The sequence below is a fragment of the Kitasatospora setae KM-6054 genome (genome assembly GCF_000269985.1).
Lineage (GTDB): Bacteria > Actinomycetota > Actinomycetes > Streptomycetales > Streptomycetaceae > Kitasatospora > Kitasatospora setae.
In genome coordinates, this window is sequence record NC_016109.1 from 285,829 (window position 1) to 301,822 (window position 15,994).

General features: G+C 73.7%; 15 protein-coding genes. 4 read left to right on the forward strand and 11 right to left on the reverse strand.

The genetic code is table 11. The annotated features are described in order from the left end of the window. The first annotated feature begins 156 nt into the window (after positions 1-156). Positions 157-408, forward strand: coding sequence for an acylphosphatase (locus tag KSE_RS01225; protein WP_033259838.1), 252 nt, complete (start codon positions 157-159; stop codon positions 406-408). Positions 409-451: 43 nt separating this feature from the next. On the opposite strand, the gene KSE_RS01230 is transcribed toward KSE_RS01225, so the two are convergent. Further along, positions 452-892, reverse strand: a complete 441-nt coding sequence (locus tag KSE_RS01230) for a cytidine deaminase (protein ID WP_014133425.1) — start codon at positions 890-892, stop codon at positions 452-454. 77 nt (positions 893-969) lie between these two features. Here KSE_RS01230 and KSE_RS01235 point away from each other — a divergent pair, with 77 nt between their 5' ends. Next, entirely contained in the window at positions 970-1,611 is a 642-nt protein-coding gene (locus tag KSE_RS01235; protein ID WP_014133426.1) for a DinB family protein, read from the forward strand. Positions 1,612-1,667: 56 nt separating this feature from the next. Here KSE_RS01235 and KSE_RS01240 read toward each other — a convergent pair whose 3' ends face one another. The 7 genes from KSE_RS01240 to KSE_RS01265 form a co-directional block, all read right to left on the reverse strand. Then, the gene (locus KSE_RS01240) at positions 1,668-2,837 is read right to left on the reverse strand and encodes an MFS transporter (RefSeq protein ID WP_014133427.1); all 1,170 of its coding nucleotides are present in this window, start codon (positions 2,835-2,837) and stop codon (positions 1,668-1,670) included. Positions 2,838-3,059: 222 nt separating this feature from the next. After that, positions 3,060-3,776, reverse strand: coding sequence for a DUF5825 family protein (locus tag KSE_RS01245; RefSeq protein WP_014133428.1), 717 nt, complete (start codon positions 3,774-3,776; stop codon positions 3,060-3,062). Beyond that, the gene (locus KSE_RS01250) at positions 3,760-5,655 is read right to left on the reverse strand and encodes a RiPP maturation radical SAM C-methyltransferase (RefSeq protein ID WP_014133429.1); all 1,896 of its coding nucleotides are present in this window, start codon (positions 5,653-5,655) and stop codon (positions 3,760-3,762) included. Before KSE_RS01250 ends, KSE_RS01245 begins: the two co-directional genes overlap by 17 nt. 105 nt (positions 5,656-5,760) lie before the next feature. After that, positions 5,761-5,913: a hypothetical protein gene (locus KSE_RS42585; protein ID WP_157850091.1), complete on the reverse strand. Its 153-nt coding sequence runs from the start codon at positions 5,911-5,913 to the stop codon at positions 5,761-5,763. Positions 5,914-6,164: 251 nt separating this feature from the next. Continuing rightward, complete coding sequence (locus KSE_RS01255; protein ID WP_014133430.1) at positions 6,165-7,556, reverse strand: NAD(P)/FAD-dependent oxidoreductase; 1,392 nt, start codon at positions 7,554-7,556, stop codon at positions 6,165-6,167. Positions 7,557-7,642: 86 nt separating this feature from the next. Continuing rightward, entirely contained in the window at positions 7,643-8,017 is a 375-nt protein-coding gene (locus KSE_RS01260; protein ID WP_014133431.1) for a cupin domain-containing protein, read from the reverse strand. Continuing rightward, entirely contained in the window at positions 8,014-9,510 is a 1,497-nt protein-coding gene (locus KSE_RS01265; protein WP_157850090.1) for an APC family permease, read from the reverse strand. Before KSE_RS01265 ends, KSE_RS01260 begins: the two co-directional genes overlap by 4 nt. A 360-nt stretch (positions 9,511-9,870) precedes the next feature. Here KSE_RS01265 and KSE_RS01270 point away from each other — a divergent pair, with 360 nt between their 5' ends. Continuing rightward, positions 9,871-10,986, forward strand: coding sequence for a PP2C family protein-serine/threonine phosphatase (locus KSE_RS01270; RefSeq protein ID WP_014133433.1), 1,116 nt, complete (start codon positions 9,871-9,873; stop codon positions 10,984-10,986). 58 nt (positions 10,987-11,044) lie between these two features. Here the strand turns inward: KSE_RS01270 and KSE_RS43495 are convergent, their stop codons facing one another. Together KSE_RS43495 and KSE_RS01275 are read right to left on the reverse strand one after the other, a co-directional pair. After that, on the reverse strand, positions 11,045-11,197 hold the full coding sequence (locus KSE_RS43495; RefSeq protein ID WP_014133434.1) for a hypothetical protein: 153 nt from the start codon (positions 11,195-11,197) through the stop codon (positions 11,045-11,047). After that, the gene (locus tag KSE_RS01275; RefSeq protein WP_014133435.1) at positions 11,194-13,092 is read right to left on the reverse strand and encodes an APC family permease; all 1,899 of its coding nucleotides are present in this window, start codon (positions 13,090-13,092) and stop codon (positions 11,194-11,196) included. Before KSE_RS01275 ends, KSE_RS43495 begins: the two co-directional genes overlap by 4 nt. Positions 13,093-13,337: 245 nt before the next feature. Between KSE_RS01275 and KSE_RS01280 the strand changes: the two genes are divergently transcribed. After that, entirely contained in the window at positions 13,338-14,126 is a 789-nt protein-coding gene (locus KSE_RS01280) for a bestrophin-like domain (RefSeq protein ID WP_014133436.1), read from the forward strand. Between the two features lie 417 nt (positions 14,127-14,543). Here KSE_RS01280 and KSE_RS01285 read toward each other — a convergent pair whose 3' ends face one another. Next, on the reverse strand, positions 14,544-15,788 hold the full coding sequence (locus tag KSE_RS01285; protein ID WP_051055081.1) for a tetratricopeptide repeat protein: 1,245 nt from the start codon (positions 15,786-15,788) through the stop codon (positions 14,544-14,546). Positions 15,789-15,994: the final 206 nt, after the last annotated feature.

A 15,994-nucleotide genomic window follows, 5' to 3' on the forward strand; every position in this document is an offset into this window, starting at 1 on the left:
GGTTGGCCTCGCGTCCTGTCCTGTTCGCCGGTGCGGGGAGGTGGCGGCCCGGACCGGCGGGTCCTCGTGCCGTGCCGCCGTGCCGCCGCCCGGTTGCGGTATACCTACCGGCAGGCGGCGACGAGAGGCGGGCAACGGGTGATCCGGCGGCGGGTGTTGGTCTCAGGCACGGTGCAGGGCGTCTTCTTCCGCGACTCCTGCCGCCGGGCGGCGGCCGAGGCGGGCGTCGCGGGCTGGGTGCGCAACCTGCCGGACGGCCGGGTCGAGGCGGTCGTCGAGGGCGACCCGGACGCGGTGGAGCAGGTGGTCGGCTGGCTTCGGCACGGCCCGTCCCGCGCGGTGGTCGAGGGCGTCGAGGTGATCGAGGAGCAGCCGGAGGGGCTGCTGGTCTTCGCCGTCACCACCTGAACCCGGCCGACCACCCCCTCACTTCACTCCCCCTCGACTCCACTCACTCCTCGCCTTCGTACGGCCAGATGCCGTCCTCGGGGAACACCCGGGCGAACCAGTGCGGTTGGACGTCCCGCAGCCGCAGGGTGCGCCAGCGGCGCGGGTCCTCCGGCCGGGGGACGCCGACCTCGACGTCCGGGCCGTGCTCGAACAGCCGCTCCTGGCAGACGCCGCAGGGGGCGAGCACCCAGAAGCCGCGGTCGCCGTCGGCGGCGGTGACGCAGACCGAGGCGGTGACCCGGCGGCCGAGCTTGAACGCCTCGCAGAGCGCGCCGGTCTCGTGGCACAGCTGCACGGCGCCGTTGACGGCGCGGGGCGCGGCGCTGGTGAGGACGGTGCCGTCGTCCAGGCGCAGCGCGGCCGCGCCGCCCCGGTCCTGGCCGGGGAAGCAGCGCCGGGTGAGGTCGATCGCGGCGTCCACCAGGACGCGGTCGATGGGCATGGCGGGCACGGTACCGGGCGGGCTCGCGGGGCGAAAACGGTTTGTCGGCGGCCCGGGGCGGCGCCCAGAATCCGGCCATGACGGATCATCACACGGAGGCGGCGGCGCGGGACGGATCCGCCACCGCCAAGCGGGACTTGAAGCTCTACCTGCAGGACGCCCGGGACGCGCTGGTGTGGAAGCTGGCGGGCCTGTCGGAGTACGACGCCCGCCGGCCGCTGACCCCGACCGGAACGAACCTGCTGGGCCTGGTCAAGCACCTGACCGGCGCGGAGGCGGTGTACTTCGGCGCCGCCTTCGGCCGGCCGTTCGAGGGTGGTCCGGGGCTGTGGGTGGCGGGCGCGGCCGAGCCGAACGCCGACCTGTGGGCGCGGCCGGAGGAGGGCCGGGAGGCACTGCTCGCCGACTACCGCCGGGTCTGGGCGCACGCGGACGCCACCATCGACGCGCTGCCGCTGTCGGCGCTCGGCGAGGTGCCGTGGCCGCCGCACGACCGGCTGACGCTGGGCCGGGTGCTGCTGCACGTGGTCGCGGAGACCCACCGGCACGCCGGCCACGCCGACCTGGTCCGCGAACTGGTGGACGGCGCGACCGGCCTGCGCCCGGACGGCTCGGTCCTCCCGGAGGGCGACGCCGCCTGGTGGGCGGGGCACCGCCGCCGGGTCGAGGAGGCCGCCCGCGCGGCGGCCCGCGCCGCGGGCGAGCGGCTGCCGGACTGACCGCCGACCGGTGTCCCCGGCGCCGGCACCCCCGTCCGGCGTCCCCGTCCGGGTGGTCACATCTCGCGGACCTCCCGGACGGTGAAGGTGATGCCGGTGGCGGCCAGCATGGTGAGGCCGGTGACGACGAAGACGCCGGGGGTGCCGAAGGCCGTGACGACCGCGCCGACGGCCAGCGCCGACAGCGGGAAGGCGCACAGCGCGCAGAAGGTGAGCGCGGCCATCACCCGGGCCAGCAGCGCGGGCGGGGTGCGGTGCTGGACGCCGGTGATCAGCAGCACGTTGTTGACGGTGCAGGCGACGCCGGCGACCAGCAGCGCGACCAGGGCCCCGGGGAGTCCGGCGAACGGGACGAGCGCCACCGCCAGGCCCATCAGCAGGGCGGCCAGTCCGGCCGTCCGGCCGCGGTGGCGGACTCCGTCGAGGGCGGCGGCGATCGGGCCGCCGAGCAGGCAGCCGCCGGTGAACGCGGCGAGCAGCGCGCCGAATCCGACCGCGCCGGCCGCGAAGTCGCCGGTGGCCAGGGCGGGCAGGCCGATCCGGGTCATGCCGCCGACGGTGAGGTTGGTGACGACGGTGACGGCCAGCAGGCCGCGCAGCATCCGGGAGCCGCGCAGCAGGGCGAGGAATCCGGTCGCCCGGTCCGCGCCGGGGTCCTCGCGCGTCCGTTCCCCGGTCCGGCCGATCAGCAGCAGGGTGAGCGCGGAGACCGCGAAGGTGGCGGCGTCGACCACGAGTCCGGTGCCGGGGTCGAGCCAGAGCAGGACGGCTCCGGCGAGCGGCGGTCCGAGCAGTCCGGCGGTGTGGTTGACGGTGCTGCTGAGCGCGTTGCCGGCCTGGAGGTCGTCGGCGGGCAGCAGGTCGGGGACGACCGCCCAGGAGGCGGGCAGGAAGAGTCCGGCGCCGAGGCCGACCAGGCAGGTGAGCGTGCCGATCAGCAGCAGGTCGTCCAGGTGCCGCAGGGCGGCGACGGCGAGCGCGGCGGTGGCGGCCAGTCGGCCGAGGTCGGCGGCGAGCATCACCCGCCGGGCGCCCCAGCGGTCGGCGCAGATCCCGCCGAGCGGTGCGGCGGCGAGCCGGCCGATCCCGAACGCGGAGACCACGGCGCTCAGTTGCCCGGTGCCGCCGCCGAGGGAGTAGACCAGCATCGGCAGCGCGACGGCCTGGAAGGCGTTGCCGAACTCGGAGGCGGCCTGGCCGAGCACCAGCAGCCGGAAGCCGCGCACCCGCAGCGGCCCCGCGGCCCACCCGCGCCGCCCGATCCGTCCTCGCCGCCCGATCCGTCCGCCCGTTCCGCGCCAGCCGCGCCACCGGCTCCGTCCGCTCCGTCCTCCCCCCTGCCGCGTCGATCGCCGTCGGACGTCGAGTCGGTCGGTCATCCGGTCCCCTTCCCCGTTGGAGAGCAGCTGCGGCAAGCGGTGGACGCGCGCGTCGGCGCCCGCGGCGGGTCAGACGCTCATCGCCGGGAACGGCCAGCGGCGCACCCGCATGGGCAGCCACCAGGCGAGTCCGGCCTGTTCGGTGATGAGTCCGGCGTCGGTGAAGTCCCGGCGGACGGCGGCGGGCAGCCGGTCGGCGGGGGTCCCGCCGGCCAGGACGTCGATGCCGTCGAGGTGGTCGGGTTCGTCGATGGTGAGCAGTTCCAGCGTGCCGTGCCGCCGGTCGCGGACCTCGACGAAGCCGGGGCCGCGCCGGTAGAGGCACTTGCCGGGGAAGTACGTGGCGCGCCACCGTTCGGCGGGGTGGTGGCCGGGGGCGGCGCCGGTGACCCGGATCGGCGGGTGCAGGTGGTGGAAGCGGCCGTCGTCGACGCAGCCGTCCGCGCAGTGGGCGCTCCACCGGACGGCGAGGCCGCGGGCGGTGGCCTCGCGGACCAGCATCAGGGCGCGGACGGCGGTGGCGGGGGCGTCGTGGCAGAGCGGGACGGGGTCGGCCAGCCGCAGGCAGCGGACGCCGGAGCGGTGCAGTTCGGTGACGGCCTCGGCGGCGGCGTCGGCGGCCGCGGGAGCGGCCCCGGGGGCGGCCCCGGGGGCGGGGAGGTCGAGGGTGCGCGGGCCGAGCGCGATGCCGGGCAGGCGTTGGACCTCGGGGTCGTAGTCGAGCCAGAGTTCGACGTCGATGGGTGAGAGCGGTTCGAGTAGCGGGCGTTCAGTGGACGGCGGCACGGCGGTCCTCCTCGCGGTGGGTGGTGTGCCGGTGCTCGACCCGCATCAGCACCTGGTTGTCGGACTCGACGGCCACCTGCAGCCAGCGTTCGCCGTCGTGGAAGAGCAGGCCGAGGTCGTCCCAGTGCCGCAGCAGCGGGGTGACGGCCTCGGCGCCGCCGGGGACGCGGGCGGCGAGGGTGGCGGGCGAGCGGGGCTGGTCGAGCAGCCGGAACAGGGCGAGTTCGGCGGGGTCGGTCAGTTCGAGGGTGCGCCAGGCGTAGCCGGGGCGGGAGTTGGCGAGCACGATCCGGTCGCCGGTGTCGAGCCGGTCGAGCCGGCTGTCGGGGAAGTGCGCGCGCCAGGTGTCGACGGCGGCGGTGAGTTCGGCGGCCAGGGTGTCGTCGATGCCGCGCGGTTCGGTGCTGAACAGGTAGGCCAGGTCGGCGAGTTCGCTCTCGGGCAGCCGGTAGGTGGCGCGGTAGTGGGGGGCGGGGCGGGTGATCGGGAAGCCGAGCCGCGGGTCGTCGTAGTAGGGGCTGAACCGTTCGATGGCGATCCGGCCGGTGCCGACCGGCGGGTCGAGGTGGTGCAGGGCGGGCAGTCGGCGGAGGATCTCGCGGTAGTCGTCGGGGTGTTCGCCGGGGAAGCCGTAGAGGTGGTTCCAGGCGACGGAGACCCCGGCGCTCTGGGCGTCGCGCAGGGCGCGGACGTTCTGGCAGCCGGTGACGCCCTTGTCCATGAGCTTCAGGATCCGGCTGCTGAGGCTCTCGATGCCGGGCTGCACCTGCACCGCCCCGGCGTCGCCGAGCAGTTGGAACTGTTCGCGGCGCAGGTTGGCCTTGATCTCGAAGTGCAGCCGCAGGTCGACCGGGAGGGCGGCGAGCGGGCGCAGCACGGTCTCGAAGTAGCCCATGTCGAGGATGTTGTCGACCACCTGGATGTCGAGCAGGCGGTGCCGTTCGGTGAGCGCGAGGATCTCCTCCAGGAAGTCCTCGGGGCGCTTGGAGCGGTACGCCATGGCGGAGCCGTTCAGCCCGCAGAAGGTGCAGTGGTGCTTCTCGCCCCACCAGCAGCCGCGGGAGCCCTCCAGGACGAGCCTGGGTTCGACCCAGCGGGCCGCGACGGACGCGTCGAACCGCTCGTAGTAGCCGTCGTAGCGGGGGGCGGGGATCGCGGCGGGCGGCAGCGGGCGGGCGGCCGTCGGGTTGGCCCGGGAGCGGCCGTCGGGGCCGCGCCAGCACAGGCCGGGCACGGCGGAGAAGTCGTCGGCGCCGGCCGCGAGCAGGTCGAGCAGGGCGGGGAGGGCGGCCTCGCCCTCGCCGCGCACCACGTGGTCGAGGAACGGGAAGTTGCGGTGCAGCGCGGCGCCCTGCGGGCCGTCGCAGTTGGCGCCGCCGAGGACGGTGGTGATCCGCGGGTCGGCCCGCTTGAGCAGCCGGGCGGTGGCGAGCGCGGCGGTGTTCTGCTGGAAGGTGCTGGTGAAGCCGACCAGGTCGGGCGGGTCGGCGAGGATCGAGGCGGCCAGCCGTTCGACGAAGGCGGGGGCGGTGGCGCGGGTGGCCAGGACGAGTCGGACCTCCTGCTCGTCGGCGCCGTGCGCGGCCAGGTGCTCCAGGTACGGCGCGTGCTCCCGCGGGTCGCCCGCGTCCTGTTCGCCGTACAGCGCGCCGGCGAAGGCCCAGTCGCCGGCGCCCTGGAAGTAGGAGCGGTCGGAGAAGTAGGTGTAGTCGGCGTGGTCGAGGCCGTGCTGCTCGGCCGCCCAGTCGGCGTACTCCAGGTTGGCGTACCGCACCTCGACCCGGTGGCCGGCCCGTTCGGCGACGGCGCGCAGGATGCCGAGGGCCAGGGAGGGCGTGTCGAGCGCCCCCCACGGCATCTGCACCAGGAGGATCTTCATGGCTCTCGTCCTGTGGGGTCGGGTGCCGCCCCGGGACGGGGTCCCGGGGCGGCGCGGTCCGTCGCGCGCGGAGCCGGGGAGGCGGTTCCCCCGCGCGGGGTGGCGTTACCGCGCGGCCGCGGCCGCGCGGGTGTCCGCGGAGCCGGCGGCCGGGGCGGCCGGCGGCACGGCCAGCCGGGAGTCGGGCACGATGACGCCCCGGCCTCGGCCGGCCTCGGGGGTGTTGAGCGGGTCGTTCAGCACGCTGCGTCGCTTCACGGGATTGCACGTCCTCTCATATGACGTGTGACATGGCACAAGCCGGATGCAGCTACTGTAGGCCCGGAGCGAGAACGTCCGTACGCGATACGGGTAGTTGGCCGAAACCCGCCACTACGACCACCACTCCGGCCCCACCCGGGCCCATCCGTCCCGCCGGCCCCGGACGCGCGACGGCCGCCCGCGCGGGGGGTGCGCGGGCGGCCGTCGGGGCGGTCCGGGGTCAACGGGCCGGTGTCAGCGGCCTGGTGTCAGCTGTCGAAGCCGAGGCCGAGCTTGTCCATGGTCTTGAGCCAGAGGTTGCGACGGCCGGCGTTGCGGTCGGCGCGGTCCAGGGACCACTTGGTGATGCCGATGCCGGCCCAGCGGACCGGCTCGGGCGGGAACGGCAGCGGCTTGCGGCGGACCATCTCCAGCGCGGTGCGCTCGGTGCGCTCGCCGGCCAGCAGGTCGAGCATCACCTCGGCGCCGAACCGGGTGGCGCCGACGCCGAGGCCGGTGTAGCCGGCGGCGAGGGCGACCTTGCCGCGGTAGGCGGTGTCGAAGAAGGCGGAGAACCGGGTGCAGGTGTCGATCGCGCCGCCCCAGGCGTGGGTGAAGCGCAGGCCCTCCAGCTGCGGGAAGGTCTGGAAGAAGTGCCGGGCGAGCGTCTGGTAGGTCTGCGGCCGCTGGTCGTACTCGGCGCGGACCTTGGCCCCGTAGTGGTAGATCGCGTCGTAGCCGCCCCACAGGATCCGGTTGTCGGCGGACAGCCGGTAGTAGTGGAACTGGTTGGCGCTGTCGCCGACGCCCTGCCGGTTGCCCCAGCCGATCGAGGCGAGCTGTTCGGCGCTGAGCGGCTCGGTCATCATCGCGTAGTCGTAGACCGGCACGGTGTACGGGCGGATCCGCTTGACCAGCGACGGGAAGACGTTGGTGCCGAGCGCGACCTGGCGGGCGAAGACCCGGCCGTAGGGGGTGCGCACGGCCATGCCGGAGCCGGACTCGGCGAGGTCGAGGGCCTTGGTGTGCTCGAAGACCCGGACGCCGAGCCGTTCGCAGGCCCGCTTGAGGCCCCAGGCGAGCTTGGCGGGGTGGAGCATCGCCACGCCGTCCTTGTCCCAGAGCGCGCCGAGGTAGGTGGGCGAGTCGACCTGGGCCCGGATCGCGTCGGTGTCGAGCAGCTCGTAGTCGCCGTACTGCTTGGCGAGTTCGTGCAGTTCGGCGAGTTCCTCGACCTGGTGCGGCTCGGTGGCGACGTCGAGTTCGCCGGTGCGCTCCCAGTCGCAGTCGATGCCGTGCCGGGTGACGGCGTCCTCGATGGACCGCAGGTTGCGGGCGCCGAGCTGTTCGAGCGCGGCCATCTCGTCCGGCCAGCGTTCCAGGCCGTTGCCGAGGCCGTGGGTGAGGCTGGCGGCGCAGAAGCCGCCGTTGCGGCCGGAGGCGGCCCAGCCGGTCTGCTCGGCCTCGATCAGGACCACGTCGCGCCCGGGGTCCCGCTCCTTGGCGACCAGGGCCGTCCACAGGCCGCTGTAGCCGCCGCCGACGACCAGCAGGTCGCAGCGGACGTCGCCGGTGAGGGCGGAGTTCGCGTCCGGGCGGCCCGGGTCCTCCAGCCAGAACGGGGTGGGTTTGGCGTCCCGCAGTGCGTGTACGGGGTCCATGCTCTCGGTTCCTTGCCTAGAGAGGGTGCGGCCCGGCCTCCCCGGGCGGGGCGGCCGGGCCGGTGGGTGCTTCGCAGGAGGGGTGGTTATCGGTCCTCGTCCGCGGCCGCGTCCGGGCCGAGGTTGATGGTGTAGACCTTGCGGAGCGTCTCGTGGACGGTCCAGGTGGTGCGGTCGCCCTCGCGCAGGACGGCGAGGTCGCCGGGGCCGATCTCCAGGACCGGCCCGCCCTCGAAGGCGACGGTGGCCCGGCCGCTGAGGACGACGAACATCTCGTCGGCCTCGGTGTCGGTGACCACCCCGGGGGTGATCTGCCAGATCCCGCGGACCTGGCGGCCGTCGGCGGACTCCCAGACCACCTTGCCGGTGACCTCGGGCGTGCCGGAGACGATCTGCCCGGGGTCGAGCGGCTCGGGCTCCAGTTCGGCGTCCGGGACGTGCAGGGCGAAGCTGTCGATCATGCTTCGACGCTATCGGCAGCGGTGCCGTCGGCGGCCCTGTCACTGTGTGCCGAGTCCGGCCGCTGCCCTGACAGCTCGTACGCCGACCGCTCCCCGGCCTCGGCGTCCCGGCCGTTCGCGGCGGCCCGGTCGGCCGCCGCGGAGGCCCGGGCGGCCTTGCGGGCGGCCAGCAGCGGGTAGAGCAGGAGGGAGGCGCCGACCACGATCAGGCAGTAGACGACGGCCTTGGTGCCCTCCTCGCTGTACTGCTGGATGGCGGCCCAGACGCTGACGCCGGTCAGGCTGGCGGTGATCAGGCCGATGCTCCACCAGCCGCCGGGGATCTTGTACGGGCGCTCCAGCTCGGGCTCGCGGATCCGCAGCGCGATCAGCGCGGCGACCTCCAGCAGGATGCCGATGTTGGTGAGGAAGACGTCGTAGATCACCAGGCTCTGGAAGCTGGAGAAGCAGAACAGCGCGTAGACCACCGAGGAGCCGACGATCGAGGCGACCGGCATCTTGTAGCGCTTGCTCTCCTTGGAGACCCACTTGGGCAGGTAGCCGTCGTGCGAGAGCGAGGAGGGCAGCCGGGAGTACGAGGCGAGCAGCGCGGAGAACATCGCGACCGAGGCGAACAGGCCGCCGATGGTGACGACGTACTGGAGCCAGGGCCCGGCGAGTTCGCCGGCGATGTCGGGGAGCGCGCCGTCCTGCCAGCTCTTCCAGCCGTTCTCGCCGTCCGGGCCGACGGCCAGCGAGGCCAGCGAGGGCAGCAGGTAGCCGGCGATGATCAGCAGGACGGACCAGAGCAGCGCCTTGGGCAGGTGCTTCTTCGGGTTCTCCATCTCGCCGGCCACGGTGGAGACCGAGTCCCAGCCGGAGTAGTTCCACATCACGATGAACAGGCCGGAGCCGAAGGCGTTCCAGGTGGACTGGCCCTGTTCGGCGGTCATCGAGGAGATCGGGTTGGTGCCCTCGGTGACCAGCTGGTAGAAGCCGATCACGGTGAGGATCAGCATCGGGGTCAGGCAGATGATCGCGAAGGCGACCGAGGAGTCGCCGACCCAGCCCGCGCCCATCAGGTTCAGCAGCGTGAAGACCACGATGACGCCGACGCAGATCACCCAGTTCAGGTCGACCTGGATGCCCGCGAGTTCGAACAGCACGTGCTTGCCGGGGGCGACCGCGCTGATCAGGCTGGAGAGGTACGAGGTGAACATCACCGGGTACAGCGCCATGTCGACGAAGCTGCACACCCACTGCAGCAGGCCCTGCTGGAAGGCCCAGAACCGACCGAGGCCGCGCTTGACCCAGTGGTAGTAGCCGCCCTCGACGGGGATGGCGGTGCCGAGCTCGGCGCAGACCAGGGCGTGCGGCACGCTGTAGATCAGCGGGGCGACCAGGATCAGCAGGATGCCCATGCCGGGGCCGGAGGTCGAGAACAGCGGCTCGATCCCGTAGGCGCCGCCGGAGACGCTGAAGAAGATCAGGGCCACCAGGGGAACCAGGCTCACGCGCTTGGGCGTCGCCCACCGGGTCTCCGGCGGGGCCGCGGGGATGGCGGTCATTTTCACCTTGGCAATCGGGTCTCGGCTCGGATGTGTCTCGGTTGAGAGGCACGAGTCTTGTCGTCCCGTTGACATAGGACAATCATTCAATCTGTCAGACGTCTTGTTGCCCCTCTGACAGAGTGCCGGGCCCGCCCCCGCCCCGCTCCGTTCGACATCGTGCCAGGTCAGAGCCCATACGAGCCGCCGCCCCCGAGCCCGGTCGAGCGAAATGCCCGGTTCGCGCCCCCCGCGCCGGACGATGATCACCGGCCCGCCCGCGCCTCCCACACCCCGGCGGGCGGCCCCGGTAGCGTTCACCGGGCCATGCCCACCATCACCGACGCCTCCGACTCCCCCCGGCCCCTGCTCAACCGGGTCGTCCGGCTCTCGCCCTTCCTGCTGATCGCCCTGTCCGCCGCCGCGGACGCCGAGACCCCGGCCGGGCAGCGCTACGACCGCTTCGTGGTCGCCGCGCCCGCCCTCGCCGCGGCGACCTGGGGCTCGTTCGGGACGCTGGTGATCGGCGCGATCGCGGTGGCCACCGAGGTGGTGCTGGCGGTGATCCGGGACGGGCGGGTCGGCGCGGCGGGCGCCTCGGTGATCGCCGCCACCGTGACCGTCACGCTGGCCGCCTCGTACACCTCCGGCATGCGGGTGCGCCGCGAGCGCGACCTGGCGCTGGTCCGCTCGGTGGCGCGCACCGCGCAGCAGGTGGTGCTGCGGCCGCTGCCGGACCGGATCGGCGACGTCGGGCTGGCGCTGTACTACAGCGCGGCGGCCGAGCAGGCCCAGATCGGCGGCGACCTGTACGAGGCGGTGCGCACCCCGTTCGGGGTGCGGATCATCCTGGGCGACGTCCAGGGCAAGGGCCTGCCCGCCGTCGAACTGGCGGCCGCGCTGCTCGGCTCGTTCCGGGAGGCCGCCTACGACGCGCCGGACCTGCCCGCGCTGGCCACCCGGCTGGAGGTCGGCCTGCAGCGGTACGCCGAGCGGGCCTCCTCTCCCGACGCCGCCGAACGCTTCGCCACCGCCGTGCTGCTGGAGATCCCGAACGGCTCGGCGGTGGCCTACCTGCTGAACTGCGGCCACCCGCCGCCGGTCCTGCTCGGGGCCGACGGCTCGGTGCGGCCGGTGGAACCCGAGGCGCCGCTGCCGCCGCTCAACCTGTCGGCGCTGGTCGCCAGCGACTACCGCCCGCAGACCGTCCCGTTCGGCCCCGGCGACCGGGTCCTGCTCTACACCGACGGCGTCAGCGAGACCCGCGACCGGCGCGGCGAGTTCTACCCCCTGACCGAGCGGCTGGCCCGCTGGTCCGCCGAACCGGACGTCCGGCTGCTGGAGAGCCTCCGCCGCGACCTGCGCCGCTACGCGGGCGGGCCCGCCGACGACGACGTGGCCGCCCTGCTCGCCGCCCGGCTCCCGGCGCCGGAGAACCCCTGACGCCCGCCGGCCCGCCGGCCCGCCCTCGCGGGCCGGGTCCGGGGCGGGAGGACGGACGTCAGAAGCGGTTCGGATACTTGATCGCCAGTATCAGGTAGATGATCACAATGGCGTCCACGATCAGGCCCACCACGTTCTTGACGCTCATCGGCACCTCACGGTCTGCTCTCGGGGCGGTCGGGTCCTCGGCGCGGCTGCGGTCGCCGATCACGGCGGCTGGATCCGGGGGCGGCCGGGTTCGGGTCGGCCGCCGAGGTGGAAGGGGACCGTGGAGACCAGGGCGCCGGTCCGCCGCCTGAGCAGGGCGGCGAGCACGGCCGAGCGCCGCCCCTGGAGGAGCCGCTCCCAGCGGCGGCGGGGAAGCTTCTCGGGCAGGAGCACGATGACTTCGCGGCCGGCGGCGCCGGCGTCCTGGACGTACTGCACGATCGGCCCCAGGAGCGAGTGCCGGGGGCTGGGCAGGAGTTCGAGTGGGACCCCGGGGTCCCACTCGCGCCAGCGCTCCTGCAATGCGCGTGCCGGGACTTCCCGGCTGTAGACGGTGACGGCGACGACGTCGCCGCTCAGCGAGAGCGCCCGGGAGAGGGTGGCGGCGGTGACAGCGCTCAGCTCTCCGACCGGGACGACCACCAGCGCGTCGCCACCGGCGGGCCTGGGCGGGATGCGGCCGGTGCCGGTCGCGGCCGCCACGGCGGCGTAGTAGCGCTGGACCCGGGCGCACAGCAGCATCAGCAGCGGGACCACGACGACGACGGCCCAGGCCCCCTGGACGAACTTGAACAGGAGCAGCACGGCGGTGGCCGTCAGGGTCAGCAGGGCGCCGAAACCGTTGAGCGCCGTCAGGCGCCGCCAACGCGGCCCCCGCTCGCGCCACCAGTGCCGGACCATGCCGAGCTGGCTGATGCTGAAGCCGATGAAGATGCCGAGGGCGAAGAGCGGGATCAGCCGGTCGGTGACCGCGCCGGTCGCCAGCAGGAGCAGGGCGGTCATCGCCGCCAGCGCGAGGACGCCGGCCTGGTGGACCAGCCGGGAGGAGCGCAGCGCGAAGACGTGCGGCAGGCGGTCGTCCTTGGCGAGCAGGGAGAGGAGGACGGGCAGCGCGCCGAAGCTGGTGTTGGCGGCGGCCGCGAGCATCACGGCGACGGTGGTGTTCGTCAGCAGGTAGAGCCAGCCCGTGCCGAAGGAGTGGGCGGTCAGTTGCGCGAGGGTGGTGACGCCCTCGCGCGGGACTATCAGGTCACGGGCCATCAGGTAGCCCAGGCCGACGAGCATCGCGGTCAGCAGCGCGCCCAGCAGGAGTTGGGCCCGCTGGGCGGTGCGCACCCGCGGCCGGCGGAAGGCCGGGACGCCGTTGGCGATGGCCTCGACACCGCTGATGGCCGTGCAGCCGGCGGCGAACGCCTTCAGCACCAGGAGCAGGCCCAGGCCCTGGGTCACCGCGACGCCGGGGGCCCCGCCGACCGAGGCGGCCGGGACGGGGCGCAGGACACCGACCGCGGCGACGGCCGCGACCAGGGCGACGAACAGGAGGGTCGCCGGCATCAGGAGCCGGGCACTGTCGGCGAGCCCCCGCAGGTTCACGGCCGTCAGCACGGCCAGCGCCAGCAGGGACACCAGCAGCAGGTGGTCGTTGAGGAAGGGGAACGCCGAGGCGAGGCTGGCCGCGCCGGTGGACAGGCTCACCGCGGCGGTGAGGACGTAGTCGACGATGAGGCCGGCCGCGGCCAGCAGTCCTGTCCGCGGCCCGAACTCGCTGGTGGCGACCGCGTAGGAACCGCCGCCCTCCGGGTGGGTGGCGATGATCCGGCGGTAGGAGACGACGAGGGTGGTGAGCAGCAGCGCGACCGCGACCGTCAGCGGGAGCATCGCGCCGGCCGCGCGGGCCCCGGCGGCCGCGAGGACCGTCAGCGCGGCCTCGGGTCCGTAGGCGACCGAGGTGAGGGCGTCGAGCGACAGGGCGGGAAGCCCGGCCAGCGCGCTCAGGTGCGCGCGGTCCTCCGACCGCCTCGAGCGCAGGACCCGTGTCAGTACCCCGCGCCCGGTCGTGGTCCGGGGTGCGGCTTCCGGATCGGATTTCTCCGGAGAAACAGGTTCGTGCGGCGACATCCACTGCCTCCACAAAGAGCGTCGCAACGTTTGGGGGGAACGTAGCAGACCGCCGTAAAGCGACGTTATCCAGGCGGACCCGATTATTGACAGAAACCGTTGAAAAAAGCGTTTGATTCAACTCGAACCATCTCGCGGTATTGCCTCGAATACCTCCGGCCGGGTGATTTTCGGCCAGCCGGATGCTCATGCCGTGGCGCTCGTGCAAAATCGGAGTCCGGATTCCAGAAAGGGGGCCGGAGACCATGATCCTCTGGCTGTTGAACAACTTCGACACACTCACCCTGACCATCGTGATCGTCGGGGGGATAATGATCGTCGCGGTGGCCGGCGCGATGCTGGTACGACGGAAGTTCCCGCAGATATCGGAGGGGGGACACAACGAGATGATCGGCAACGTCCTGGGGATGTTCGGCGCGATCTACGGCATCATCCTGGCGTTCGTCATCGTGGCCCTGTGGACGCAGTTGGACACCGCGAACACGATCGTCGCCTCCGAGTCCACGGCCGCCGCCTCCATCGTCCGCGACGCCGACGGCTTCGCCCCGGCGGAGGGCGCGCGCGTCAAGGCCGCGGTCGGCGCGTACGTGCACGGCGTCGTGGAGGTCCAGTGGCCGCTCATGCACGACGGTTCGCCCGACTACGAGGCCACCGCACCGCTGGTCAGGGAGATCTACGCGGCACTGCAGTCCTACGAGCCCCGGAACAGCAGCGAGCAGAGCTTCTACGACTCCGCCGTCGGCAGCCTCGACGACCTCGTCCAGCAGCGCCGCGCGCGGATCACCATGGCCACCCAGCAGCTGCCGCTCCTGCTCCAGACCCTCGTCTACGGCGGCGCGCTGGTGCTCATTCCGATGACATTCCTGTTCGGAGTCCGCAGCAAGAGGATGCAGGCCCTCTTCGTGGGGTCGGTCGCGGCCCTGATCGGATTCAGCCTGCTCCTCACCCTGGTCCTCGACCGGCCGTTCTCCGGCGACCTCAGCGTCTCCCCGAAACCCTTCAAGGAAGGCGCCCTCTCGCAGTTCTGGAAGTGACCGGACAGCGCGGGCGCGGGCGCGGTGCAGTGGCCTTGCCGCCATGACCGCAAGGCCACTTCACCCGGACTCGCACCGGCTCTCCCCGACGTTTTCGCGAGCGGCCGCCGGCGAGCGGGAGGAGGACGAGGAGGATGCGGTCGAGGAAGGGGCGTCGCACGGCGTCCCGCCCCGGGAAATCGACCGATGCCGAAGGCCCGGGATCACGGCCGATATGCGGGAGGGGGAGGTCTCCGCGTATTCCTCCTCCCGCAGGGTCCGGCGGGTTCGCGCGCTGTCGGGAAATCGTCGGCGGACGACACCGGAAGGCCCCCGCCGGAAAGCATCTCGGCGGGGGCGTAGGGCCGGGCGGGACCGGGCGGGACCGGACTGGGCGGGACCGGGCGGGACCGGACTGGGCGGGGCGGGGCGGGGTGTTCATCTGTCGCGGGTGAGCAGCTGGTGCGCGAATCCGTGGTTGCGGTGGGGCGCCAGTGCGGCCCGCATGATCCGGTGGGCCTCCTCGACCCGGTGCGATCCCAGCCCGCGCCGGAGATCCAGGAACCGGCTCCAGGAGGCGCACGCGGCATCGAGCCGGCCCACCGCGAGGTTGAGCTCTCCCGCGCGCGCCAGGACCAGGGCCTGGCTGCGGAGTTCCTCCCGGGGGCGCAGGCGCACCGCCAGTTCCAGGTCGCGCAGCGCGCCGCCGGTGTCGCCCAGCCGCTGGCGGACCTCGGCCCGCTGGAAGGCCAACGAGGCCGCGTGGTAGCCGCCGAGGGGCGGGACCGGGCCGCTGGAGCGCTCCAGCGCGCGTTCGGCCTCGCGCAGCGACAGCCGGGCCGCCAGCGGCTCGCCGTTGGCGGCGAGGGCCAGCGCGAGCTGCCCTTCCACGGAGGCCCGCAGGCGGGCCTGTGCCGGATCGGCGACGCGCCCGGCCTCCCGGGCCAGGCCCAGGGCGTGCCCGAAGTGCCCCAGGCGGTACGCCTGGACGCTGAGCGAGCGCAGGACCATGGCCTTGGTCGGCGGGTCGGCCCCCTCCTCGGCCAACCGCATCGCCAGCGCGTACCAGCGCTGCGCCTGCCCGTGCCGTCCCTGGTCGACGTACAGGAAGCCGCCCAGGGCCGCCAGGTGCGCGCAGGCGACCAGCAGCCTCCGGCGCGTCGCGGGTGAGGACGGGCAGCTCAGCCACGGGAGCGCGACGGTGGTGGTGAATCCGGTGAGCGTCGCCAGGGCGTCGCGCGAGCCGCTGAGGTGGTCGCTGCGGGACAGGTGCGCGGTCAGCTCCACGCACAGGGCCAGCTCGGCCTTGCCGACCTTGCCGCCGGGGCGGGGCCAGGGCCTGCGGGCGCCGTCCGTCCCGGCGGCCGGCCGGCCGGGTCCGGTCGGCCGGTAGGGGGCTTCGTCGCCAAGGAGCCGCAGTACGTCCGTCACCGGGTCCTGGCCCGGGGTCGCGGGCCCGGCCTCCAGCCCCGCGTCGCTCGCACTCACCGGTCGGCCGAGCCGGCGGGACAGGGCCTCGGCGATGAACTCCCGTACCGGCCGCCGCGGCACGGTGCCCGAGCACCACTGGCTCACCGACGCCCGCTGGTAGTGGAGCCGGAACCCGTTCTCGAACGCCACCTTGTTCACCTCGCCGGCGAACTGCCCACCACTCAGGCCGGTCTCGCCGATGAGGCGCCTCAACTGCGGATTGCTCCGCGGGGGAACGGCCACAGGTGCCTCCGCTCTGCTCGGGGCCCAGCCGAAGGATCCGACGCTCCACGCGAGCGGGGGCGTCTTCCCATATTCAGCGCAGGCCACGACGCGGTTCAGAGCGCAGAGAAGCACTCCGCTCCCCCCGCGCGCCGCCCCGGGCGCGAAAGCACCGCGCACGCGCCCCCACGGGCTGC

Coding starts and splice junctions, on each gene's coding strand:
- KSE_RS01230 (WP_014133425.1), bottom strand. CDS start 892: ATGCCCATCGACCGCGTCCTGGTGGACGCCGCGATCGACCTCACCCGG.
- KSE_RS01235 (WP_014133426.1), top strand. CDS start 970: ATGACGGATCATCACACGGAGGCGGCGGCGCGGGACGGATCCGCCACC.
- KSE_RS01250 (WP_014133429.1), bottom strand. CDS start 5,655: ATGAAGATCCTCCTGGTGCAGATGCCGTGGGGGGCGCTCGACACGCCC.
- KSE_RS01255 (WP_014133430.1), bottom strand. CDS start 7,556: ATGGACCCCGTACACGCACTGCGGGACGCCAAACCCACCCCGTTCTGG.
- KSE_RS01260 (WP_014133431.1), bottom strand. CDS start 8,017: ATGATCGACAGCTTCGCCCTGCACGTCCCGGACGCCGAACTGGAGCCC.
- KSE_RS01270 (WP_014133433.1), top strand. CDS start 9,871: ATGCCCACCATCACCGACGCCTCCGACTCCCCCCGGCCCCTGCTCAAC.
- KSE_RS01275 (WP_014133435.1), bottom strand. CDS start 13,092: ATGTCGCCGCACGAACCTGTTTCTCCGGAGAAATCCGATCCGGAAGCC.
- KSE_RS01280 (WP_014133436.1), top strand. CDS start 13,338: ATGATCCTCTGGCTGTTGAACAACTTCGACACACTCACCCTGACCATC.